This window comes from Yersinia sp. 2542 StPb PI (assembly GCF_048593855.1).
GTDB lineage: Bacteria > Pseudomonadota > Gammaproteobacteria > Enterobacterales > Enterobacteriaceae > Yersinia > Yersinia enterocolitica_E.
This window is the reverse complement of record NZ_JAZGQA010000034.1, coordinates 1-22,857: the sequence shown is the minus strand read 5'-3', so window position 1 is coordinate 22,857 and position 22,857 is coordinate 1. Positions and strand designations below refer to the sequence as shown.

The following is a 22,857-nucleotide window of genomic DNA, read 5'->3' as shown; positions in this document are numbered from 1 at the left end:
GATGCACAATCAGTGCTATCCTATCCCCAACTTTAGCGAAATATCGTGCCCATCAGTGGCATGTACGGGCCAATACTATGAAAGAACATGCAGAAATCAAACGTCTAAGCGATATGCTGGATGCGTTGAACCACAAAGACCCTACCGTGATCCAACAGGGTAATATGGATTTGATCGCGCAGCATATGAAAGAAAAAGAGAAACTGGCGGCTGAAATTCAGCGCCTGAAAGAAGTGCGGGTTAAAAACCTGAGTGCTGAGGCACAAAAGCTAGCTCAACTGCCGTTCAGCCGTGCTATTACTAAAAAAGAGCAGGCGGATATGGGTACGCTGAAGAAAGCAGTACGCGGTATTGTGGTGGTACACCCAATGACTGCATTAGGCCGTGAGATGGGCTTGAAAGAAGTGACCGGCTACGCGAAAAAAGCGTTCTAATTGCGACTTTCGAAATAACCGGGTGTGTGGCATGGCTGCTACCCGGTTTGTTGTTGTAAATATGATCAATCAAACAGTTCTGAGTGAGTTCCCGCGCGAACAAAGATAATCTGGCTTATTTTACTGCTGTTACTTAATTTATAGATCAGTAAAAAATCTCCTCCGATATGGCATTCTCGGAAATTTTCCCAGTCTCCTTTAAGCGGATGGTCTAACCATTCGGCACCTAACGGCGTATCATTTGCAATAAGCAGTAACATGGCATGTTTGAGTCGATACATATCATAACGACCACTGCGGGACAGCTTTTCCCAGTCTTTAAGGAAGTCTTTGGTATAATCTGCCGTCCTTGGCATTGTCGTTCGTTTACTTACTGTTGTCTTTTTCAAGTTCAATAAATAACTCATCCGAAGTAGTAAAACGTGCGCTATGGGCTTGAACTATCTCTTCTGCTTCCTGCATCGCCGCACGAGTCTGGGGGTTCGGTACTTTCAATTCGAATGGAAATGCCTGATCAGCGACGACGCGATTTAAAAATAAACGCACGGCGTCGGAAACCGAAAGGCCCATTGCATTGAGTGCTGCTGTTGCCTGTTTTTTGACGTCATCATCAATACGGACATGCAACATTGTGGTGTGTGTAGCCATTTTTGCCTCCTCATCAATAAACTGAGTTTGTATCTCAAGTGAGATACAGTCAAGTTTATCAATAAAGATCGGCATATTTTGCTATTCAATAACCTCTATCATTAGGTATTCCCTAATAACCGCCGGTTAAAATCCTCGATCTTTCCTTGCGAAAGACGCGTTAGCATAGTTTTACTCCAACTGGTGGATAATCCTGATACAGCCAACAAGCGGTGATACTGTTCTTTATCGAAAGGCATATGCCAGGCGATGGCAATCGCTTCTGCCACCGAGATATCACTGGTACGCGCCAACAGCTCTAATGCATGGCCCTCACTAACAATACCGGTGGAAATTACGCGATACAGCCAGCCGCAATAGCCGGTCTGCTGCATCAGTGCCGACATCTCCTCGATAGCGAAATGGAAGTTGAGCTTGTAACAAGGTGAACGCGGTTGAGTCACCTGAATGATTGCCCCTCCCCAGCGGTAGATATCCCCCATATAGACATTTTGTTCCGTCATGCCGAGGGTTGAGATATTTTCGCCATAGGCTGGAGCAGAGAAAATATCTTCCTGTGCAGGGAATCGCTCTATCCAGTGGGAGTAGTGTTCTCGTGGATAATGGCATAAGGCGCGGTCCGGCCCGCCGTGAAAGCGGGTTTCGGCTTGTTCATCCCCTTCCAATCCCAGCGTCGTGAGCATGATGCCACCCTGAACCTGGCGTTTACCAATCGCGCTCGGGGAACTGCCGTTATAAGGCTCGATTTTACCGATATAAACCTGAGGATACTTCATCTGCTCTCCTTGTCTGCGTTTGGAAGGGAGAATCAGAATACCCTGCCTGACCGCAGGGTTCCAAGGTAAAAGAGGTTATCGATAGGATTGAGCGAAACGATGAGATAGGCAGGAGTAACCGCATTGGCTACTCCTGCCGGGTATCGCGGTTTAGCGGATAATCAGAAGGTTTCCCAATTATCGTGCTGAGTGGTGCGACTGCTTTCTGTGCCAGAGCGAGGTGTTGGGGTACTTTTAGGTGCCACGGATGCGCCGACGTTTTTCTGTACCGATTCTGCCTCTGCATCGGATAGGCGGAACACGGCAACGGCCTGTGCCAGTAAAATGGCCTGTTCAGCCAGTGAGTCAGCGGCGGCGGCAGACTCTTCCACTAAGGCAGCATTCTGCTGAGTGGTGCTGTCCATTTCAGAGATGGCTTGGCTAACCTGTGTGATGCCACGGCTCTGCTCATCGGATGCTGAGGCGATTTCCGCCATAATATCGCGCACATGGGTCACTGAGCGGACAATATTCTCCATCGTTTGCCCGGCATTTTGCACCAACGTGGTTCCAGCATTTACCTGAGTCACTGACTCGCCAATCAAGCCTTCAATTTCTTTCGCCGCTTGTGCACTGCGTTGTGCCAAATTGCGAACTTCGCTGGCGACAACGGCAAAACCACGGCCTTGCTCGCCGGCGCGGGCGGCTTCAACCGCAGCATTCAAGGCCAAGATATTGGTCTGGAAAGCAATACTGTTAATGACTGAAGTAATCTCAGAGATACGTTTGGAGCTACCGGAGATATCGTTCATGGTGCGCACCACATCGTTAACCAGCTTACCGCCCTGCTGTGCGGTTTGTGATGCCTCGGTTGCCAGTTGATTAGCATGGTGGGCGTTATCGGCATTCTGCTTAACTGTGGCATTCAACTGCTCCATGCTGGCAGCGGTTTCCTCTACAGCCGCAGCCTGCTGTTCGGTGCGGGAAGATAAATCGGTATTACCGGCAGCAATTTCGCCGGAGGCATGAGACACCTGACTGACACCAATGCGGATCTCATCAATCATGGCGCGCAGGTTTTCATTCATTCGGGCGACGGCATTCATCAACAGGCCCAACTCATCGGTACGGTTTGATGTTGTCGCCGCAGTTAAATCACCGGTAGCAATGCGCTCTGCCATCGCCAGGGTGGTGCGCAGTGGTACCGTGATCTGGCGGGTCATGCGCCATGAAATCAATAGACCAAACAGCAGTGCGGCAATGGCAGCAATAGTTAACTGCAATTGCGCATTATTGATTTCTGCGTGGGTTCCTTGCAGTTCTTGGGTGAACAGATGGGTGGCCAGTTTATTCAATTCGTTGGCATTAGATTCCATCACTTTACCGGCCTCCAGCTCTTGCTGATAAGCCGGTAAATAGGCCAGTACGTTATCTTTATAGGTACTCAGGCTGGAGATAACCGGAGCCAGCAGCTTTTGCTGTTCGGCCGATAGCACCGGCATAAAAGCATTTGCGGCACTATTGGCGATATTGATTGAGGTAATCAGCGAGGACTCTGCATCCTGGTTGCGATCCAGCAATAAGCCGCGTGCGTTGTAGCGTACGGTCATCAACTTCTGGTTCATCTCTGCTAGCAGGATTTGGGTATGGGTATCTGCCCCTTCATTAAGTAGGCTTTGTTGCAGCTCGTTGAGGTTCTTCTGGGTTTCAGAAATATTCCAGCTTTTGCGCACATCATCTTTATGGGCCACGGCATTGACGAAGTTACTCTGCTGCTGCAGATACTCCTCTACCACATCGGAAATACTGCTAATGGTTTTGCGGTTATCTGCCGACCAGCTAAGACTTTCGCTCTGGGTCAGAAGATTTTTTATATTATTGATATGTTGAGAATTTTCTTTGATGTATTGCAGGGAGTAGGTACGTTCATATAATGCACGATTATATTTTGCCTGATTGGATTCATCGTTAACTTTGTAACTCAGGTCAACTTTATAAGCATGATCTTCAATCACGGAGAAATGATAAGCGGTGGTACCGGCGATGATCCCGACCAGCAACAACATCAGGAAAAAGCTTAATCCCAGCTTTTTACCGACTTTCATATTTTCAAAGCTGCCAAAAACGTTGCTAAATACTGCCATGTTCTTCTCCGTTATGCGGTGTCTCTGATGCAAATCAATCAGCGTAGGTGAGTTTGGGGAGGTCTAGTTATTAGAAGATTTTGGGGAGTTGGTGGTATGTGGGATAGCCTTGGCAAGAGTACTTTTCCCAAACGATATACCCGTCATACTTCAAGTTGCATGTGCGTTGACTGCCTTCCTGCAACTCGAATTATTTAGGGTATAGTTCATGAGCTTTATATCCATGAATACCAACGCCCTTCTTGAACAATCTATCGGCAGAAATTGGCTAAACTTTAGCAATAAAAATGCCAGCAAGATGACCTTGCTGGCATGTATCCTTCGGACTTGAAGCTACAGGGTTGTTAGCTGCAACTCCACGTTGTTTGGATATGCAACATACGGTTTATGCGGCTTATTTGGCTTGAGTGAAACGCGCTGCTGCTTCGTCCCAGTTAACCACGTTCCAGAATGCTTTGATGTAGTCTGGGCGGCGGTTTTGGAATTTCAGATAGTAAGCGTGTTCCCACACATCCAGGCCAATAATTGGGAAGCCTGATGCGCCAGAAACTGCTTCGCCCATCAGTGGGCTATCTTGGTTAGCAGTAGATACAACCGCCAGCTTGCCGTCGTCTTTCAGAACCAGCCAAGCCCAACCAGAACCGAAACGGGTTGCCGCAGCAGCTTCAAATTTCTCTTTGAAGCTATCTACGCTGCCGAAATCGCGCTCAATAGCGGCTTTCAGATCACCCTTCAGGGTTGTGTCCAGTTTCAGCCCTTTCCAGAACAGGCTGTGGTTAGCGTGGCCGCCGGCGTTGTTACGCATAAAAGTGCGTTTTTCAGCAGGAACTTTGTCCAGATCTTTGATCAGGTCTTCAACGCTGAATTTAGCCAGCTCAGGGAAGCTCTCCAACACCGTGTTTGCATTGTTAACATAGGTCTGGTGGTGTTTGGTGTGATGGATTTCCATCGTCTGCTTATCGAAGTGGGGTTCCAGGGCGTCATAAGCATAAGGCAGGGATGGCAGTGAGTAACTCATAATCATCGTCTCCGTAGTGTAGGGCGGCGCAAAAAAAGTAAGCGCCGCGTAAGCATTCGGATCATTATAGTTAATTAAATGATATTGAAAATGATTATCAATGCCGTACTAATTGTGTGGTCTTTCTATTCACTAATCCGCTGCGGATGGGTGTAAACCGTTGCTCTACCGGGTTTACTGAAGCCAACCAGCGTCAGATTACAGCGCTCGGCAACTTCAACCGCTAAGGTTGTTGCAGCAGAAACAGCAAATAAAATCTCTGCACCGCACATTGCGGTTTTCTGCACCATCTCATAGCTAGCACGGCTGGAAACCAGCACAGCACCTTGCTGCCACGGCTGTTTGGCCCGTATCCCCAGCAGCTTATCCAGTGCGACATGGCGGCCCACATCTTCACAACCGCCCAACAATTCACCTTTCGGATTAATCCAGGCCGCAGCATGAGTGCAACCCGTCAACTGACCCACAGTTTGTACCTGCTTGAGTTGTGCCAGTGCATTATCGAGTTGATTCAAATTAAAGGTCTGAGTGAAAGGCAGCGGGGTGATGTGGCGAAAAATATCATCAAGCTGTTCAATACCACAGACCCCACATCCGGTGCGGCCGGCCATAGCTCGGCGGCGCTCTTTTAAACCGGCAAAGCGACGGCTGGATAACTCAATGTTAACTTCTATGCCATTACAGCCTGGTGTCACATCAATGGCGTAGATATCTTGTGGGGCGCTAATAATGCCCTCTGACAACGAAAACCCCAGCGCGAATGCTGCCAGATCTTTCGGGGTTGCCATCATCACCACATGGGAAATGCCATTGTAGACCAGCGCCACCGGCACTTCCTCCGCTAGCCAATCCAATTGCGGCTCGGCCATTTTATGGCGCTGTAGCACGTTAAGTTGTTTTGCACCGCAGATTCCGGTGGAGAGGTCAATTGTTGAAGGTTTGATCTGGCTCACTATGCGGCCCTGAAAGTTATAACCCATAATCACAATGTGGTAACATTCACATTAAGAATGGTATGGGTATAATTCTATTTCCAGAAGAATGTATCCCACACCGATAAAGGTGATATCGCGTAAGCGATTTTAGCGCTTCCGGTTTCGTTGAGGGAAGTGTGAACTGAAATAATGTGACAATGAACGAAGGAGAGACCCATGCAGGTCAGCAGAAGGCAGTTCTTTAAGATCTGCGCTGGCGGTATGGCAGGAACCACGGTCGCGGCACTCGGCTTTACGCCGTCAGTGGCGCTGGCGGAGACGCGCAATTACAAATTGCTGCGTGCCCGTGAGACGCGGAATACCTGCACATATTGCTCCGTTGGTTGCGGGCTTTTGATGTATAGCCTCGGTGACGGCGCAAAAAACGCCAAAGAGAGTATTTTCCATATCGAAGGGGACCCGGACCATCCGGTAAACCGTGGCGCGCTGTGCCCGAAAGGTGCAGGGCTGGTGGATTTTATCCATAGCGAAAGCCGCCTGAAATATCCTGAATACCGTGCTCCGGGTTCAGATAAATGGCAGCGAATCACTTGGAATGATGCATTTGACCGCATTGCCAAGCTGATGAAAGAAGACCGGGACGCTAACTTCATTAAGACCAACGACGCCGGTGTTACCGTCAACCGTTGGCTGAGTACCGGTATGCTGTGTGCCTCGGCATCCAGTAACGAAACGGGTTATCTGACCCAGAAATTTAGTCGCGCTCTCGGCATGCTTGCCGTAGACAACCAAGCACGTGTCTGACACGGACCAACGGTAGCAAGTCTTGCTCCAACATTTGGTCGCGGTGCGATGACCAACCACTGGGTTGACATCAAGAACGCAGACTTAATTATCGTCATGGGCGGTAATGCGGCAGAAGCGCATCCGGTGGGGTTCCGCTGGGCGATGGAAGCCAAAATCCACAACAATGCCAAGTTGCTGGTGATAGACCCACGCTTTACTCGTACTGCATCGGTGGCGGACTTCTATACGCCAATCCGCTCCGGTAGCGATATCGCGTTCCTGTCCGGCGTGTTGTTGTATCTGATGACCAACAACAAAATTAACCGCGAATACGTCGAAGCTTATACCAACGCCAGCTTGCTGGTGCGGGAAGACTTTACCTTTGATGACGGCCTGTTCAGTGGCTATGACGCCGAAAATCGCAAATACGACAAAACCACCTGGAATTACCAGTTGGATGAAAACGGCTTTGCCAAACGCGATGTCACGCTGCAAGACCCGCGCTGTGTGTGGAACTTGCTGAAAGAACACGTCAGCCGTTACACGCCAGAGGTGGTCTCTAACATTTGCGGTACGCCAAAAGAAGATTTCTTGCAGGTTTGCGAATATCTCGCCGAAACCAGTGTGTCCAATAAAACCGCCACATTCCTCTATGCGCTGGGCTGGACACAACACTCGGTTGGCGCGCAGAACATCCGTACCATGGCGATGATCCAGTTGTTACTGGGCAATATGGGCATGGCGGGGGGCGGTATTAACGCCTTGCGCGGTCACTCTAATATTCAGGGTTTAACTGACCTGGGTTTGCTGTCGCAAAGCTTGCCGGGCTACCTGAATCTGCCGTCAGAAAAACAGCCGGATATTGACACTTATCTGAAGGCCAACACGCCGAAAACTCTGCTGCCGGGCCAGGTTAACTACTGGAGCAATTACCCGAAATTCTTCGTCAGTTTGATGAAAAGTTTCTACGGTGATAAAGCCCAGAAAGAGAACGGCTGGGGCTACGACTGGTTGCCGAAGTGGGATAAAGGCTACGACGTATTACAGTATTTCGAGATGATGTCGCAGGGTAAAGTGAATGGCTATATTTGCCAGGGCTTTAACCCGGTCGCGTCGTTCCCGAACAAAAACAAAGTAGTAGCATCACTGTCGAAACTGAAATTCCTGGTAACTATTGACCCACTCAATACTGAAACCGCGAATTTCTGGCAAAACCACGGTGAATTTAACGATGTCAGTCCATCGAAAATTCAAACCGAGGTGTTCCGCTTGCCATCCAGTTGTTTTGCTGAAGAAAACGGTTCAATTGTTAACTCCAGCCGCTGGCTGCAATGGCACTGGAAAGGTGCTGATTCACCGGGCGAAGCATTGAACGATGGTGCCATTTTGGCGGGTATCTTTAGTCGTCTGCGTGACATGTACCATCGGGACGGTGGTGCAGTGCCAGAACAGGTGCTCAATATGACCTGGGATTATCTGACGCCAGACAATCCAGAGCCAGAAGAAGTGGCACAGGAAAGCAATGGTAAAGCACTGGCTGATATCACCGATGCTGACGGCAAAGTGCTGGTCAAAAAAGGCGAGCAGCTCAGTACCTTTGCTCATCTGCGTGATGATGGTACTACCGCCAGTGGATGCTGGATCTTTGCCGGTAGTTGGACACCGGCCGGTAACCAGATGGCACGCCGTGATAACGCTGACCCATCCGGCCTTGGCAATACCCTGGGCTGGGCGTGGGCATGGCCGCTTAACCGCCGCATTCTATACAACCGTGCCTCTGCTGACCCACAAGGTAAACCCTGGGATCCGAAACGCCAGTTGCTGGAGTGGGATGGCACCAAATGGGGTGGCGTTGATATCCCAGATTACAGTGCCGCGGCACCGGGTAGCGATGTCGGGCCGTTTATCATGCAGCCAGAGGGTATGGGCCGCCTGTTTGCCATCGACAAAATGGCAGAAGGACCGTTCCCGGAACATTATGAGCCATTTGAAACGCCGCTGGGCACCAACCCGCTGCACCCGAATGTGATATCTAACCCGGCCGCTCGTGTCTTTAAAGACGATTTGGCCGCAATGGGTTCTCATGAGCAGTTCCCGTATGTCGGTACCACTTATCGTCTGACCGAGCATTTCCACTACTGGACCAAGCATGTGCTGCTCAATGCTATCGCACAGCCGGAACAGTTTGTGGAAATTGGCGAAAAACTGGCAGCGAAAAAGGGCATTAAGCAGGGCGATACCGTGAAAGTCAGCTCCAACCGTGGCTATATCAAAGCCAAGGCTGTGGTGACCAAACGTATTCGTACGCTGAATGTTCATGGGCAGGAAGTTGACACTATTGGTATCCCGATCCACTGGGGATACGAAGGGGTGGCGAAAAAAGGCTTCCTGGCCAATACCCTGACACCGTTTGTCGGTGATGCCAATACGCAAACGCCAGAGTTCAAGGCGTTTCTGGTCAACGTGGAAAAGGTGTAACGGAGAGAACCTATGTCACTGCAAACCCAAGACATTATCCGGCGCTCCGGCACCAACTCCCTTACGCCGCCGCCACAGGATCGTAACTACCAGCAAGAGGTGGCCAAGCTTATCGACGTCACCACCTGTATCGGTTGTAAAGCCTGTCAGGTGGCGTGTTCGGAGTGGAATGATATCCGTGATGAAGTCGGTCATAACGTCGGGGTGTACGATAACCCCGCAGATCTGACCGCCAAATCATGGACGGTGATGCGTTTTTCTGAAGTTGAAAACGAAGAGAGCGGCAAGCTGGAGTGGCTGATCCGTAAGGATGGCTGCATGCATTGTGCTGACCCCGGCTGCCTGAAGGCATGTCCGTCGGAAGGGGCAATCATTCAGTATGCCAATGGTATCGTCGATTTCCAGTCAGAACACTGTATCGGCTGTGGTTACTGCATTGCCGGTTGCCCGTTCGATGTGCCGCGCATGAACAAAGATGACAACCGGGTGTATAAATGTACCCTGTGCGTCGATCGCGTTGGTGTTGGCCAGGAACCTGCCTGTGTGAAAACCTGCCCGACCGGAGCGATTCACTTTGGCACCAAAGAGTCGATGAAAGAAGTCGCTGCGGGCCGGGTTGCTGAGTTGAAAACTCGTGGCTTTGATAACGCAGGGTTATATGACCCCGCTGGCGTGGGGGGCACCCATGTGATGTATGTACTGCATCATGCGGATAAACCGCAGCTCTATCATGGTCTGCCGGAGAACCCGACCATCAGTCCGACAGTCACCTTCTGGAAGGGGATCTGGAAACCACTGGCAGCGGTGGGCTTCGCTGCAACCTTTGCGGCCAGTATCTTCCATTATGTGGGTGTCGGCCCGAACCGGGTTGAAGAAGAGGAGGACGAAGACGATAAGCCGGATTCAACACCTGCTGACACGTCATTGCCGCCACCGGAGCAGACCACCGCTGAGCACTCAGACGACGGGGAGACGCCCAAATGAAAAAAGAAAAACGCATCCAGCGCTACAGCGCGCCGGAGCGCATCAACCACTGGATAGTGGCCTTCTGCTTTATACTGGCCGCTATCAGTGGTTTGGGGTTCTTCTTCCCGTCATTTAACTGGCTGATGAATATTTTTGGTACGCCGCAGTTGGCACGCATCCTTCACCCCTTTGCCGGGGTGATTATGTTCGCCGCCTTCCTGATCATGTTTTTCCGTTACTGGAAACATAACCTGATCAATAAGGAAGACCTGGAATGGGCTAAAAATATCCATAAAATCGCCATGAATGAGGAAGTCGGCGACACGGGACGCTATAATTTCGGTCAGAAGTGCGTATTCTGGGCTGCTATTATCAGTCTGGTGTTGTTGTTGGCCAGTGGTGTTGTTATCTGGCGGCCTTACTTTGCGCCTTCCTTCCCGATCCCGCTGATTCGCCTGGCACTGCTGGTGCATTCGCTGGCGGCGGTCGGGTTAATTATCGTGATTATGGTGCACGTTTATGCTGCCCTGTGGGTGAAGGGCACCATTACCGCGATGGTAGAAGGCTGGGTACCGGCGGCGTGGGCGAAAAAGCACCATCCGCGCTGGTACCGTGAGGTTAACGCCAAAAGTCAGCGTCAGAAAAAACAGGAAGAGAAACCCTGATGAGTATTCGCATTGTCCCTAAAGATCAACTAGGAAAACAAAGCGAAAAAGGCACCACGGCGGGGAATATCCCGCCGTTACTTTTCGCGAATTTAAAAAGCCTGTATACCCGGCGGACTGAACGTTTACAGCAACTTGCGCTGGATAACCCGTTGTCCGATTATCTGGATTTTGCGGCTAAAATTACCCAAGCGCAGCAAAAAGCGCTGCATGACCATCCGCTGGTGTTGGATATGCAGGCTGAGTTGGAGCAATCCGCTGCCAGCGGTAAACCGCCTCTGGATCTGAGTGTTTTTCCTCGCACTGAACATTGGCGCAAGCTCCTGTCAGCACTGATTGCTGAACTACGCCCTGATGCCCCTGATCATATTGTGGCAGTATTGGATAATCTGGATAAGGCGTCGGTACATGAGCTGGAACTGTATGCTGATGCGCTGTTAAACCGCGAGTTTGCCCAAATCGGCAGTGAAAAAGCGCCATTCATCTGGGCGGCTTTATCATTGTATTGGGCGCAGATGGCCAGCCAGATCCCCGGTAAGGCGCGAGCTGAATATGGTGAACATCGCCAGTTCTGCCCAGTCTGCGGCAGTATTCCGGTCTCCAGCGTGGTGCATATCGGTACGCAAAACGGTTTACGTTATCTGCACTGCAACTTGTGTGAAAGCGAGTGGCATGTGGTCCGAATCAAATGCAGTAACTGCGAACAGACCCGTGATTTGAATTACTGGTCACTGGACAGTGAACTGGCGGCAGTAAAAGCGGAAAGTTGTGGTGATTGCGGCACTTACCTGAAAATTCTCTATCAGGAAAAAGACCCACAAGTTGAAGCGGTCGCTGATGATCTGGCCTCGCTTATCCTTGATGCCAAAATGGAAGGTGAAGGATTCGCCCGCAGCAGTATCAATCCATTCTTGTTTCCAGGGGAATAGGTTTCCGGGCCACAAAATAGAAGTATAGTTTGTATGGTTATTATACAATGGTCGCGCTCACATGTGATGACCATTGTAACTACTGTTGGTTTTATCGGCAGGCGCTACTCCATCATCCGAGCGATACGCTAACTTAAATAAGGATATTTATTGTATGTTGAAGATAGTCGCAAAACTGACGGTAGTGATGGTGTTGGTAGGTGGTCTGGCCGCGTGTGATAACAGTAAGGAGAGCAAGGAAAGCACCAACAATGCCGCCCCTGCATCGACCCCTGCTACAACACCCGCGCCCGCTCCGGTAGCCTCTACACCCGCAGTAACTCCGCCAGCAGCAACCACGCCAGCCGCTAAACTTTCCGCTGACCAGCAGCAGGTTAGTCTATTTGATGGTAAGGTTACCTTTGTATTACCAACATCATTTGTTGACCAAACTAAATTGGCGGGTGACGTGAACAATGAGCAAAATCAAACGTTGTTATTGATTGATGCTGCCGGTAAACAAATGGCCGTCACTGCGGTGACTAACCCGCCGGGCGTCGAATTGCTTGATACCAGTGATTTGTCCCTTGATGCGTTAAACAAAGGGTTATTGCAGGGGTTCAGTGCTCAGTACCAGAATATTAAACAAACCGGACAAAAAGACATCACCGTTGATGGCCATAAGTTCCGCCTGTTTGATACCAAGCAAAAAATACAAAATTCGCCGATGGTAGCGACTACAATCTTTACTGTGTTAGATAAGAAAGTGGTATTTATTCAGATGGTCTCTGCCGCTGAAAAAACCAAGCAACACCAAACGTTAGTGAATGGCGTGGTTGATTCTATCGCGCTACACTAATTACTCAGACCGAGCGCCGTACCATTATTATGGCGCTCTTTCGACCTTATTACCTGAGTGAGTATGAGCGTAGAACCCCATCAGTTATACAGTCAGTTACCCGCAATAGATCGCCTGCTACGCGAGCCAGATGTTGCCCCTTTAGTGGCTGAATATGGCCCTGTTTTATTGACCGGTATTTTGCGTCAAATGCAGGTTGAGGCTCGTGAATATATCCGCCAATTTCATTCACTGGCTGATTGGTGCAGTGACTGGCCAACAGCATTAAAGCAGCGTTTACATAGCCGCCAATCCGCGTTAAAACCCGTCTTTAACCTTTCCGGTACCGTATTGCATACCAACTTGGGCCGTGCCCCATTGGCTGAATCAGCTATTGCTGCGGTGAATGATGCGATGCGTGGCGCGGTAACACTGGAATACTCTCTGAGTGGTGCCGGGCGTGGCCATCGTGACCGGGCTATCGCCGATTTGCTGTGCGAGCTGACCGGTGCGGAAGATGCTTGTATCGTGAATAACAATGCTGCTGCGGTGTTTCTCATGCTGACGGTAATGGCGGCGGGGAAACAGGTAGTGGTTTCTCGCGGTGAGCTGGTGGAGATTGGTGGTGCTTTTCGTATCCCGGATGTGATGCGACAGGCGGGGTGTGAATTGGTCGAAGTCGGTACCACTAATCGCACGCACCTTAAAGATTACCGCCAAGCCATAAATGAACACACTGGCCTGCTGATGAAAGTGCATACCAGCAATTACAGTATTGAAGGTTTCACCGCCTCGGTTGCCGAAGCGCAACTCGCAACATTAGGCCATGAATTCTCCATCCCGACCGCCACCGATCTGGGCAGCGGTTCGTTGGTGGATATGACCCGTTATGGTCTGCCAGCAGAACCAATGCCACAGCAATTGATTGCAGCGGGTATCGATTTAGTTACTTTTTCGGGCGATAAACTGCTGGGTGGCCCACAGGCCGGGATTATTCTTGGCAAAAAACAGTGGATTGAGCAGCTACAGCAGCACCCACTTAAGCGGGTGCTACGCGCCGATAAAATGACGCTGGCCGCACTGGACGCCACCTTGCGTCTCTATCAGCAGCCAGACCGGTTGACTGAGTTGCTGCCAACCATGAGGTTACTCACCCGCCCAACACAGGTTATCGCCGAGAGTGCACAACGGGTATTGGGTGCCCTAACCGCTCGTTATGGCACCGATTTCACGCTGGCGGCAGAACCTTGCTGGTCGCAGATCGGTAGCGGTTCGCTACCGGTAGACCGTCTGGCCAGTTGGGCGGTAACGTTCGCACCAAAAGAGGGGCGCGGAAGTGCTCTGGAAGCCCTAACAGCGCGTTGGCGCGGTTTGGCTAAGCCGGTTATTGGCCGCGTGGCTGATGGGCGTTTGTGGCTCGATTTGCGTTGCCTGGAGGATGAGGCGGCGTTGCTCAGGGAATTGGCTCGATGATTATTGCAACAGCAGGCCATGTCGATCATGGCAAAACGACACTCTTACAGGCCATCACCGGGGTGAATGCGGATCGCCTGCCGGAAGAAAAACAGCGCGGCATGACCATTGATCTGGGTTATGCCTATTGGCCCCAGTCCGATGGCAGCGTTATGGGGTTTATCGATGTCCCCGGCCATGAGAAGTTTTTAGCCAATATGTTGGCGGGCGTGGGCGGCATTGACCATGCTTTGCTGGTGGTAGCCTGTGATGATGGTGTCATGGCACAAACCCGCGAGCATCTGGCGATTTTGCGCCTCAGTGGTCGCCCCACGTTGACCGTGGCACTGACCAAAGCTGATCGGGTTGATGATGAACGTATCGAACAGGCTCGCCAGCAGGTGCTGGCAGAGCTGGTGGCACAGGGCTGGCAAGCAGAGCAAGTCACTTTGTTCGTGACAGCGGCGGCGACCGAGCGTGGCATTAACGAATTACGTGAACATCTGGCGCAATACCACCAACAAAATGCACAGCACCGCCGGTTACAGCGGCGCTTTCGTCTGGCTATCGATCGCGCATTCAGTGTGAAAGGGGCTGGCTTGGTGGTAACGGGCACGGCGTTGGCAGGTCAGGTGGAACTCGGTGATACCTTATGGCTCACCGGCGGCGACTGTCCGGTGCGGGTGCGTGGTATCCATGCCCAAAATCAAAATACATCACAGGCGCAAGCTGGCCAGCGTATCGCTCTGAATATCAGTGGCGATATCAGCAAACAACAGATCAAACGCGGTGACTGGCTATTAACGCAACAGCCGCCGCAGGCCACGGAGCGGGTACTTGTCATTGTGGATGCTGATACACCGATCCAACATTGGCAACCTTTACATTTGCATCATGCCGCCAGCCATATTACCGGGCGTTTTTCGCTGCTGACCAATCCACAACCTACCGACGAGAACCCCCAGCCGATACTTGCTGAACTGTTGTTGGATAATCCGCTATCTCTGGCTGAAAACGATCGTCTTATTTTGCGTGACATTGCGGCGAAGAAGACCTTGGGCGGTGCACGGGTGATTCATCTCACCGCCCCTAAACGCGGCAAACGGCAACCGGCGTATTTATCTTGGTTAACTGCGCTGGCCCAGGCAACCTCCGACCGTGAAGTGCTGGATTTACATCTGGCTCAAGGGCCGGTTTCTTTAGATGACTTCAGTTGGGCGCGCCAGCTAACTGAACGCGATATGGCGGACTTACTGGCACAGACCGATAGTGTTGTCGCCGGTGATATTGCACTCTCGCGCCCTCATGCTCAGCAAGCGCAACAAACCTTATTACATGTCCTGTGCCTGTATCACCAACAGCATGGTGATCAGTTAGGATTAGGGCGGGCGCGGTTGCGGCGTATGGCGTTGCCAACGCTGGATGAAGGGCTGGTATTCCGTTTGATTGATGATCTGCTGGCTGAAGGGGCGCTAAAGAATACCCGTGGCTGGCTACATCTGCCAGCTCATGGCCTGGCATTTACTGCCGAGGAGCAGGTTCAGTGGCAGCAGGTCGCATCCTATTTTGCCGATGACCCTTGGTGGGTGCGCGATTTGGCGGCACCGATGCAGATTGAAGAAAGTGAGATGCGCACACTATTGCGCAAAGCGGCACAACTGGGCTATATCACAGCAATTGTTCCTGATCGCTACTATCGCAGCCAGCGTATTGAGCAATTCGCTGATTTGGTACGTGAGCTGGATGCCAGCCAGGGCAGCGCCTGTGCCTCAGATTTCCGCGATAGACTGGGTGTTGGCCGCAAACTGGCGATTCAAATCCTTGAATTCTTTGACCGCAGTGGGTTTACTCGCCGCCGAGGTAACGACCATTTGTTGCGTGACAGTGGGCTATTTCTTAATACACCTCCTAATGTGTAATTCGGTTAAAATACATCTAAAGTGATGTGAAGTGGTCAAATTACATCTCATAAGGTGTAGTTTGATTTTTTACATCATATCCGATGTTTAATCCATAAAATACATTGTTTAAGATGTGCTAGGCTATAGATACATCAAAAGACATGTAACTGGGGGATGATATGAAATCGCTGTTAGATGTGGCCGAGCAGATAAAAGAAATTCGCCAACAGAAACAATTTACACAGTCTGATATGCGTCTTATCAATGGCATGACGCAACAGCAAGTTTCCAAGTTTGAGAAAGGGGGGGATATTCACCTTTCTACTTTTCTGCGGATATTGGCCGGTTTCGATCTGGAAATGCTGCTGCTCACCCGGGAACAGGCGCAGGATATACGTTTGACTATGGGGACAGAACGCGTGGTCAATAAGGAAGATATCACGCTCAATGATGATCCCTGGACACAGAAATATAAAGATCTGGAGGACTAGCCGATGTCGCAACAGCTTGAGAGTGTCGAAGGGCTGGCGCTTTATCTGGGGGAAATCCGTGTGGGTGTTGTGGTGCACTATACCGGCGGTCGGAATGCTCTATCGTTCGATCCTGATTATATCGCGATGCCGGATACACAGCGACCGACCTTTACCTTAACTCAGCAGATTGATCACGGTTACCTGCAAAGGACGCAGATTAATAAACAAAAGCTACCTCCGGTACTGTCGAACTTATTACCTGAAGGGGCGTTGCGGCAGATGATGGTTGGGCAATTAAAAACTCATGAGGATAATGAATTTCCGTTGTTGGCGCGAGCTGGCGGTAATCTCGCTGGTGCATTGATAACCCGCCCATTGATGAAGGGAGAGATCCCCATATGGGCGCTTTCCGCACATGATAAAATAGAATCAATACAAATAGATACGAATAACATTGCTGATAAGTTTTCGTTGGCTGGCGTACAGATGAAATTCTCATCTAGTCACCAGGATGGGCGGTTCCTAATAACCTCCGCAGTGGGTGAGGATAACTGGATTGTTAAAACACCTTCAACTGTGCATAAAAATGTCCCTGAGAATGAATATTCTGTGATGCGATTAGCTCAAGCTATTGGTGTGGATATACCCGACATTGATTTAGTCTCATTAGATAAAATCGAGAATTTGCCCGATATTCAATTACCACCCGGTGAACATGTTTATCTTATCCGTCGTTTTGATCGTACCGTGCAAGGGCGGGCGCGGATACATACCGAAGATTTCGCACAGGTTTTTAACCTATATCCCAGCAAAAAATACGAAGATAAGAATTACGAGCAAATAGCGGCTGTTTTATATAACAATGCTGGTGGTTTAGCGGACCTACAACAGATGGCGCGTCGGTTACTGGCTAATATTATGTTGGCTAATGGTGATGCACATCTGAAAAACTGGACTGTCATTTATTCTGATGGCCGGCACGCAAGACTTTCGCCAGCCTATGATATTGTTTGTACTAAAGTTTATATGGAAGACGAGACTGAGCTTGCCTTAAGAATGGCAAAAGAAAAACGCTGGTATGTCGCTAATTTTGCTACGTTCAAAAAATGGTGTGAGCGGATAAGTGCACCTTACCCGGCTATTAAGGCCCATTTAGACGATGCGATTATTATTGCGCGTCAAACATGGCCTGAAATGTTGGCCTCTTTGCCCATGAATGAGGCTCATAAGCAAGTATTACGAAATCATTGGGCGCAATTACACACTGATTTTAGGCTATAAATTCGCTGGAGGGTCTATTCCCCCAGCGCTTAATAAACTACTCCGCAGTAACCGCCTCCGGCTGACGGCGAATAAATATCATCACCAAGCCCAGCCACAGCAAGCCACTGATCAGATTGAACAGGTTAAAGATACCGCTGTTGCCCCACAAGTAAGCGACTTTGGCAAACTCAATGCCGAAGGTGAAGACCATCATACTGATCATCCCCATGGCGGCAGATACCGTACCTTTACTGATATCACTGGCGAACAGTGTCAACCGCACCAAACCGGCATTAGCCAAGCCAATACCAAAGGCATACAGGCTCAGTCCTGCCGTCATCCACAGATAAGCATGGGATGAATAGAGCGTTGAGCCTGCGGCAATCAGCAAGCCAATAATCATCGGACCGGCACCGTAGCGGATAAGACGTGGAATACTGGTTTTGCCGCTCAATCTCGCCAGTGTCAGATTACCAATAATCAGTGCGCCGAAAATTGGCACCTGCAAAACACCATATTCAACAGTGGATAGCTGCTCACCGCTGATCAAAATGACGGGTGATTGCGCAATCCACGCCAGCAATGGCAGGCTGGCAAAGCCTAACGCCAGGGAACCACACATGAAACGGCGGTTGGCGAGCACCAGCTTATAGTCATGCCACATCGCTGCCACTGACAGTTTCTCCCCTTTCAGAGCGGCGGTTTCCGGCATGGCGCGCCATAAGCCCACAAATGAAATGGCCCCCAGCACGGCAAACAGCACAAACATTGCCTGCCACGGAGCGACATGAATCAAGGCGGCCCCCGCCAGAGGGCCGAGTAATGGGGCAATCAAGGCGACATTGGCCATTAACGCGGTAATTTTAATACAAACCGCTTCTTCAAATGATTCCTGAATAGTGGCGTAACCGACGGCACCAATAAAGCATAAGCCGATCCCTTGCAGGAAGCGCATGGCGATGAACTGTTCGATACTATTGACCAGCAAGATGGCAAGGCATGTCACCACAAAGAATGCGACACCGAACAACATTACCGGGCGGCGTCCACGGCGGTCTGACAACGGCCCAAGCAACCATTGCAAGAACATCCCGCCAGCCAGATAGGCAGTCATAGAGGTCGGAACCCACTCAATACTGGCATTAAAATCAGCCACTACGGCGAGCATACCTGGCTGGATCATATCGTTAGCGATATAAGCGGCAAATTCGAACAATACTAAACAAAGAGGGAATAAAAGCGCCCGTCGACCTAAACGTGTCGCGGGTGAAAATGAAGTTTGCATAAATTAAGCTATTAATAATAAACGTAAAAAAGGATACGGCTCAGGCAGGGTGTGCATTCAAAGCGCGTCAGGTCGGTTATTTTGCCGTCAATATAACGTTATAGCAACAATTACCCTTCGTCCTAGACGCTACAGCATTGTTAGCGGCGTTCATTCACCCGAATCACTTACCTTGTGTAAGCTCATCGGGGTTCATTCGCTTGCTGCCTCGCTGTAACGCCAATGACTTTGGGTAATACCTTCGTCCTAGACGCTACAGCATTGTTAGCGGCGCTCATTCACCCGAATCACTTACCTTGTGTAAGCTCATCGGGGTTCATTCGCTTGCTGCCTCGCTGTAACGCCAATGACTTTGGGTAATACCCTTCGTCCTAGATGCTACAGCATTGTTAGCGGCGCTCATTCACCCGAATCACTTACCTTGTGTAAGCTCATCGGGGTTCATTCGCTTGCTGCCTCGCTGTAACGCCAATGACTTTGGGTAATACCCTTCGTCCTAGACGCTACAGCATTGTTAGCGGCGTTCATTCACCCGAATCACTTACCTTGTGTAAGCTCATTGGGATTAATGAATCTTATCCTTGATGCCGTTTCATTTACTTTGGGTATAAATCGAATTTACGTTATTGTTTGCAACCTGATTATTGATGCCGTAAATAGATCAACGCTTTTAGTATGCTGACAGGTGATAGAGAGTATGCATGACCAATAAGATTGGCTGGATTGATAATTTGCGGGCGGTGGCCTGCATTATGGTGGTCATGATCCATGCCACAACCTATTACGTCACCAGTGGTGCTCAGGTGGGTGAGGCTAACTGGGATATTGCCAATCTGCTCAATTCTGCTTCTCGTGCCTGCGTGCCCCTGTTCTTTATGATCTCTGGTTATCTGTTTTTTGGTGAAAAAAGTGCACAGCAAAAGCACTTCACCCGAATCGGGCTATGCCTGCTGTTCTACAGTGTGATTGCCCTGATTTATATTTCGATCCTGACGCCGATCAACGGTTGGGCCTCACTACAGAATATCCTGCAAAAACCGGTGTTTTATCATCTGTGGTTTTTCTACGCCATTATCGTGGTTTATCTGGTATCACCACTGATTAATGTCAAACCGGTGTCAGGCCGCTATCTGGCGGTGGTGATTTTACTGCTGGCAGTGCTAGCCAATCCCCAAGCCAGCAAGTATTCGATTGGCGGTTTCCATTTATTGCCAATCAACCTCTATATCTACGGTGATACTTTCTATTACTTGCTGTACGCGCTGTTGGGGCGGGCAATTGGTATGTTGGAAACCAAAGGCAGGGTGATCAGTTGGGGGGCGGCATTGCTATTTATCACCAGCGTAATATTTATTGCCATCTCAACTGAAAAGCAGACGCGGATTAATGGCAGTTTTGCGGATACTTTCTATATGTATTGTGGCCCGCTGGTGTTCGTTGCGGCGGTATCACTGCTGGTGTGGTTTAAAAACTGCATGAACCAGCAAATTGGCTGGCTAAGCTGGCTCGCCGGGCATTCATTGGCGATTTACGGCTTCCACGCGCTCATTATTCACTTTATTCGCACCCATCATTACGATTTTACGGGTTATCCGATACTGGATATTTTCTATGTTTTCGCACTGGCTCTCGCCCTGAGCACTTTGCTATCCATGGGATTACAGCGCATTGACCGGCGGCGTCTGGTCAGTTAACCACGACCTGCCCACGCTGTTGTGCGCGCCGAAGCTGGCGGCCGGAGGAGAACCCGGCAGCCAGTGCGGCTTTCTCCAGATTAAACCCTTCTTGCAGGCGAACTTCGGCCACTGCGACTCGCAATTGTTCGTGAAATTCACGCACACTGATCCCGACATGTTCGCGGAATAACCGTGTTAAATGGCGGCTACTGACATGTGCTTTCTGCGCGACCTGAAGCAGTGACCATTCGGCTTCCGGTTCTGCCGACATCACATCCTGCGCACGGTGTACGGCGGGATGCAGGTGATTGCGGTAACGTAACCAGGGGGAAAGCTGCGGGTCATCGCCAGACCGTCGAAAATAAACCACCATTTCCCGTGCGACTTCTAATGCAGTTTGTGGGCTGCAATAGCGGCTAATCAGATGCAAAGAGAGATCAATACCCGCCGTAATTCCGGCGCTGGTATACACGCCACGGTCTTCAACAAAGATACGGTTTTCTTTGGTTTGTGCGGCGGGTGCCTGCTGACGTAATCGCTCAAGTACATTGTGATGAGTGGTGCATTGGTAGCCGTCCAGTAGCCCCGCTTGTGCCGCCAGTAATGCACCGGAGCAGACACAAACCAAGATTGTTTTTTGCTGTGTAATGGCTATTTTTTGCTGTTGTAACCAGTGACGGGCCACTGCGGCCGTTTCGGTTGCAAAGTAGTGGCGTGAGTCGCTCACCCCAGGCACGACCAGTAAACTGCCCTCCGGCAAGCTGTCAGGTAGTGGTTGTAACTGGCCGAGCACCATGTCGGTGGAAGCCGTCACTTGCGGCAATGGACTGATATAGAAGAGATTAAATGACCCTGCCAGCCGTAAGGTTTCGGCCGGGCCAGTTAAATCCAGCGACAGCACGCCGGGAAGCAATAGGAAATAGACATTTCGTTGCATGGTTAATCCACAGTTACCGTCAGATAACGGTTCAGATAAGCCGGAATATCCGGGGTGTGCTGTAGCAAAGTAGCAACAAAAGCATCGCGTTCAAAGGCCATAACCTGCAAATCCCATACACAGAACGATTCATCCCGTGCCGCACGCCACACTCCCTGCTCTTGTACCCAGACTTTCACGCGCAATTCATTCTCATTGTCCCACCATCCGACAATCAGGTAATTCAGTGTTTTCCCCTGATGCTCAATCACAAAACCAATGCCTGGGCGGTTCACCGTTTCTGCTTCTTCTGGTAACCACTGCCCAACTAACTGATAAGCGGGGGCGTAATATGGTGTGTCACCTTGGGCCTGCGAGTAACGAATAACATAGCGCTTCAACTGCCACTGCTTAAGATATTTAACGCCAGCAGGGGTGATATCTCGTGGCAAATAAGGCTGTGGCTGCCAGTTTACTGTTTTTTCTGCAACCACCTCTGACGGCCGAGTATCCAGAGCACCCAGTGTTTCCGCAACGGTACGGATGGTGGCAAACCGATCGACTAACACGGTTTCTGTGCGCAGCTTTAATTCTTCGCTACTCAATACCACACCATTTGGCTGCGTCATTGGGAAGGTTAGCGTAGCTTCAGTCACGAAGGTCACTTGATAACCTAAATCCGATGCCACACGGGCGGTGGTTTCACAGCATTGTTCAGTACGCATACCGGCAATAATTAGATGATCTATCTGCCTTTCCTTTAGCCACTGATCCAGACCTGAATCAGTCAGCGCGTTATGTACCCGCTTTTGTACGGTAACATCTGCCTGATGGGAAACCAGCGACATTGGTTTAACATAGCCTGAAGCCAGTGAGAAAGGCCCTTCTGGGGCGACATGAAAAACATCGACCAGTGCCACTCCTCGCAGTTTACAGCCGGTAATTAATTGATTCAGCGCCGCCGAGAAGGCGGGTAAATCTTGCTGCTGCCAAAAAGATTTATGTTCGAAAGATTGTTGAACATCAATAATCAGTAATGCGCTGTTAGTCATTTCCGGCCCTCCGCCGTATGGGTGTAGCTCAATCATGGGCGGGTTTTCACTAGAGAGGAATGCCAAATCCGGCCATCATAGGGTGTAAAAGGGACCAGTTAACCATTTGTTTATACCCCTTATGCTGCAACTTGCTGGTGTATTCGTTGTGCTAGCCTGCATTTTGAAATCTCGGGATATGTATCATTTGGTTTCCAACATCTTTTTTATCGACAAAAATTGACATTAAAAATGTATTCATTGCTTATTATATACAATTTGAAT

The 22,857-nt window shown here is 50.1% G+C and carries 20 protein-coding genes; 11 read left to right on the top strand and 9 right to left on the bottom strand.

Annotated features, from left to right (window positions below; translation table 11 throughout):
* Positions 1-77: 77 nt before the first annotated feature.
* Positions 78-434 (top strand): YibL family ribosome-associated protein, encoded by a 357-nt coding sequence (locus V1952_RS06690; protein ID WP_075337794.1) that lies wholly within the window; start codon positions 78-80, stop codon positions 432-434.
* A gap of 65 nt (positions 435-499) precedes the next feature.
* On the opposite strand, the gene V1952_RS06685 is transcribed toward V1952_RS06690, so the two are convergent.
* The 6 genes from V1952_RS06685 to fdhD form a co-directional block, all read right to left on the bottom strand.
* Positions 500-790 carry a type II toxin-antitoxin system YafQ family toxin gene (locus V1952_RS06685; RefSeq protein ID WP_420074495.1) on the bottom strand — a complete coding sequence of 97 codons (291 nt, stop codon included), beginning with the start codon at positions 788-790 and terminating at the stop codon, positions 500-502.
* A gap of 10 nt (positions 791-800) precedes the next feature.
* On the bottom strand, positions 801-1,082 hold the full coding sequence (locus V1952_RS06680) for a type II toxin-antitoxin system RelB/DinJ family antitoxin (protein ID WP_032906763.1): 282 nt from the start codon (positions 1,080-1,082) through the stop codon (positions 801-803).
* A gap of 101 nt (positions 1,083-1,183) precedes the next feature.
* Complete coding sequence (gene yiiM / locus V1952_RS06675; RefSeq protein ID WP_372560225.1) at positions 1,184-1,858, bottom strand: 6-hydroxyaminopurine reductase; 675 nt, start codon at positions 1,856-1,858, stop codon at positions 1,184-1,186.
* A gap of 161 nt (positions 1,859-2,019) precedes the next feature.
* Positions 2,020-3,981: a methyl-accepting chemotaxis protein gene (locus V1952_RS06670; protein WP_420074494.1), complete on the bottom strand. Its 1,962-nt coding sequence runs from the start codon at positions 3,979-3,981 to the stop codon at positions 2,020-2,022.
* 394 nt (positions 3,982-4,375) lie between these two features.
* Positions 4,376-4,999: a superoxide dismutase [Mn] gene (gene sodA / locus V1952_RS06665; RefSeq protein WP_050311298.1), complete on the bottom strand. Its 624-nt coding sequence runs from the start codon at positions 4,997-4,999 to the stop codon at positions 4,376-4,378.
* Positions 5,000-5,124: 125 nt separating this feature from the next.
* A complete protein-coding gene (fdhD, locus tag V1952_RS06660; RefSeq protein ID WP_420074493.1) occupies positions 5,125-5,979 on the bottom strand; it encodes a formate dehydrogenase accessory sulfurtransferase FdhD in 855 nt (284 codons plus the stop codon).
* Positions 5,980-6,150: 171 nt separating this feature from the next.
* Between fdhD and fdnG the strand changes: the two genes are divergently transcribed.
* The 9 genes from fdnG to V1952_RS06615 all read left to right on the top strand — a co-directional run bounded on the left by fdnG (position 6,151) and on the right by V1952_RS06615 (position 17,682).
* Positions 6,151-9,198 (top strand): formate dehydrogenase-N subunit alpha, encoded by a 3,048-nt coding sequence (gene fdnG / locus V1952_RS06655; protein ID WP_102970500.1) that lies wholly within the window; start codon positions 6,151-6,153, stop codon positions 9,196-9,198.
* A 12-nt stretch (positions 9,199-9,210) separates the two neighbouring features.
* The gene (fdxH, locus tag V1952_RS06650) at positions 9,211-10,182 is read left to right on the top strand and encodes a formate dehydrogenase subunit beta (RefSeq protein WP_420074492.1); all 972 of its coding nucleotides are present in this window, start codon (positions 9,211-9,213) and stop codon (positions 10,180-10,182) included.
* A complete protein-coding gene (gene fdoI, locus V1952_RS06645; protein ID WP_083161461.1) occupies positions 10,179-10,829 on the top strand; it encodes a formate dehydrogenase cytochrome b556 subunit in 651 nt (216 codons plus the stop codon). The genes fdxH and fdoI overlap by 4 nt, the downstream gene beginning before the upstream one ends.
* Positions 10,829-11,758 carry a formate dehydrogenase accessory protein FdhE gene (fdhE, locus tag V1952_RS06640; protein WP_083161459.1) on the top strand — a complete coding sequence of 310 codons (930 nt, stop codon included), beginning with the start codon at positions 10,829-10,831 and terminating at the stop codon, positions 11,756-11,758. The genes fdoI and fdhE overlap by 1 nt, the downstream gene beginning before the upstream one ends.
* A 154-nt stretch (positions 11,759-11,912) precedes the next feature.
* On the top strand, positions 11,913-12,596 hold the full coding sequence (locus tag V1952_RS06635) for a hypothetical protein (protein WP_372560229.1): 684 nt from the start codon (positions 11,913-11,915) through the stop codon (positions 12,594-12,596).
* Between the two features lie 63 nt (positions 12,597-12,659).
* Positions 12,660-14,048, top strand: coding sequence for an L-seryl-tRNA(Sec) selenium transferase (gene selA, locus V1952_RS06630; protein ID WP_420074491.1), 1,389 nt, complete (start codon positions 12,660-12,662; stop codon positions 14,046-14,048).
* Positions 14,045-15,946: a selenocysteine-specific translation elongation factor gene (gene selB, locus V1952_RS06625; protein WP_420074490.1), complete on the top strand. Its 1,902-nt coding sequence runs from the start codon at positions 14,045-14,047 to the stop codon at positions 15,944-15,946. The genes selA and selB overlap by 4 nt, the downstream gene beginning before the upstream one ends.
* Positions 15,947-16,107: 161 nt before the next feature.
* Positions 16,108-16,419 (top strand): helix-turn-helix domain-containing protein, encoded by a 312-nt coding sequence (locus V1952_RS06620; protein WP_042547398.1) that lies wholly within the window; start codon positions 16,108-16,110, stop codon positions 16,417-16,419.
* A gap of 3 nt (positions 16,420-16,422) precedes the next feature.
* On the top strand, positions 16,423-17,682 hold the full coding sequence (locus V1952_RS06615) for a type II toxin-antitoxin system HipA family toxin (protein ID WP_420074489.1): 1,260 nt from the start codon (positions 16,423-16,425) through the stop codon (positions 17,680-17,682).
* 37 nt (positions 17,683-17,719) lie between these two features.
* Here the strand turns inward: V1952_RS06615 and V1952_RS06610 are convergent, their stop codons facing one another.
* Positions 17,720-18,949, bottom strand: coding sequence for an MFS transporter (locus V1952_RS06610; RefSeq protein ID WP_372560233.1), 1,230 nt, complete (start codon positions 18,947-18,949; stop codon positions 17,720-17,722).
* Positions 18,950-19,650: 701 nt separating this feature from the next.
* Between V1952_RS06610 and V1952_RS06605 the strand changes: the two genes are divergently transcribed.
* Positions 19,651-20,643, top strand: coding sequence for an acyltransferase (locus V1952_RS06605; protein WP_372560234.1), 993 nt, complete (start codon positions 19,651-19,653; stop codon positions 20,641-20,643).
* Here V1952_RS06605 and V1952_RS06600 read toward each other — a convergent pair.
* Both V1952_RS06600 and V1952_RS06595 read right to left on the bottom strand, forming a co-directional pair.
* Positions 20,636-21,562: a GlxA family transcriptional regulator gene (locus V1952_RS06600; RefSeq protein WP_372560235.1), complete on the bottom strand. Its 927-nt coding sequence runs from the start codon at positions 21,560-21,562 to the stop codon at positions 20,636-20,638. The two genes, V1952_RS06605 and V1952_RS06600, sit on opposite strands and share 8 nt — an antisense overlap.
* Positions 21,563-21,564: 2 nt before the next feature.
* Positions 21,565-22,593 carry an isochorismatase family protein gene (locus V1952_RS06595; protein WP_372560236.1) on the bottom strand — a complete coding sequence of 343 codons (1,029 nt, stop codon included), beginning with the start codon at positions 22,591-22,593 and terminating at the stop codon, positions 21,565-21,567.
* Positions 22,594-22,857: the final 264 nt, after the last annotated feature.

Coding starts and splice junctions, on each gene's coding strand:
- V1952_RS06690 (WP_075337794.1), top strand. CDS start 78: ATGAAAGAACATGCAGAAATCAAACGTCTAAGCGATATGCTGGATGCG.
- V1952_RS06685 (WP_420074495.1), bottom strand. CDS start 790: ATGCCAAGGACGGCAGATTATACCAAAGACTTCCTTAAAGACTGGGAA.
- V1952_RS06680 (WP_032906763.1), bottom strand. CDS start 1,082: ATGGCTACACACACCACAATGTTGCATGTCCGTATTGATGATGACGTC.
- yiiM (WP_372560225.1), bottom strand. CDS start 1,858: ATGAAGTATCCTCAGGTTTATATCGGTAAAATCGAGCCTTATAACGGC.
- V1952_RS06670 (WP_420074494.1), bottom strand. CDS start 3,981: ATGGCAGTATTTAGCAACGTTTTTGGCAGCTTTGAAAATATGAAAGTC.
- sodA (WP_050311298.1), bottom strand. CDS start 4,999: ATGAGTTACTCACTGCCATCCCTGCCTTATGCTTATGACGCCCTGGAA.
- fdhD (WP_420074493.1), bottom strand. CDS start 5,979: ATGGGTTATAACTTTCAGGGCCGCATAGTGAGCCAGATCAAACCTTCA.
- fdxH (WP_420074492.1), top strand. CDS start 9,211: ATGTCACTGCAAACCCAAGACATTATCCGGCGCTCCGGCACCAACTCC.
- fdoI (WP_083161461.1), top strand. CDS start 10,179: ATGAAAAAAGAAAAACGCATCCAGCGCTACAGCGCGCCGGAGCGCATC.
- fdhE (WP_083161459.1), top strand. CDS start 10,829: ATGAGTATTCGCATTGTCCCTAAAGATCAACTAGGAAAACAAAGCGAA.
- V1952_RS06635 (WP_372560229.1), top strand. CDS start 11,913: ATGTTGAAGATAGTCGCAAAACTGACGGTAGTGATGGTGTTGGTAGGT.
- selA (WP_420074491.1), top strand. CDS start 12,660: ATGAGCGTAGAACCCCATCAGTTATACAGTCAGTTACCCGCAATAGAT.
- selB (WP_420074490.1), top strand. CDS start 14,045: ATGATTATTGCAACAGCAGGCCATGTCGATCATGGCAAAACGACACTC.
- V1952_RS06620 (WP_042547398.1), top strand. CDS start 16,108: ATGAAATCGCTGTTAGATGTGGCCGAGCAGATAAAAGAAATTCGCCAA.
- V1952_RS06615 (WP_420074489.1), top strand. CDS start 16,423: ATGTCGCAACAGCTTGAGAGTGTCGAAGGGCTGGCGCTTTATCTGGGG.
- V1952_RS06610 (WP_372560233.1), bottom strand. CDS start 18,949: ATGCAAACTTCATTTTCACCCGCGACACGTTTAGGTCGACGGGCGCTT.
- V1952_RS06605 (WP_372560234.1), top strand. CDS start 19,651: ATGACCAATAAGATTGGCTGGATTGATAATTTGCGGGCGGTGGCCTGC.
- V1952_RS06600 (WP_372560235.1), bottom strand. CDS start 21,562: ATGCAACGAAATGTCTATTTCCTATTGCTTCCCGGCGTGCTGTCGCTG.
- V1952_RS06595 (WP_372560236.1), bottom strand. CDS start 22,593: ATGACTAACAGCGCATTACTGATTATTGATGTTCAACAATCTTTCGAA.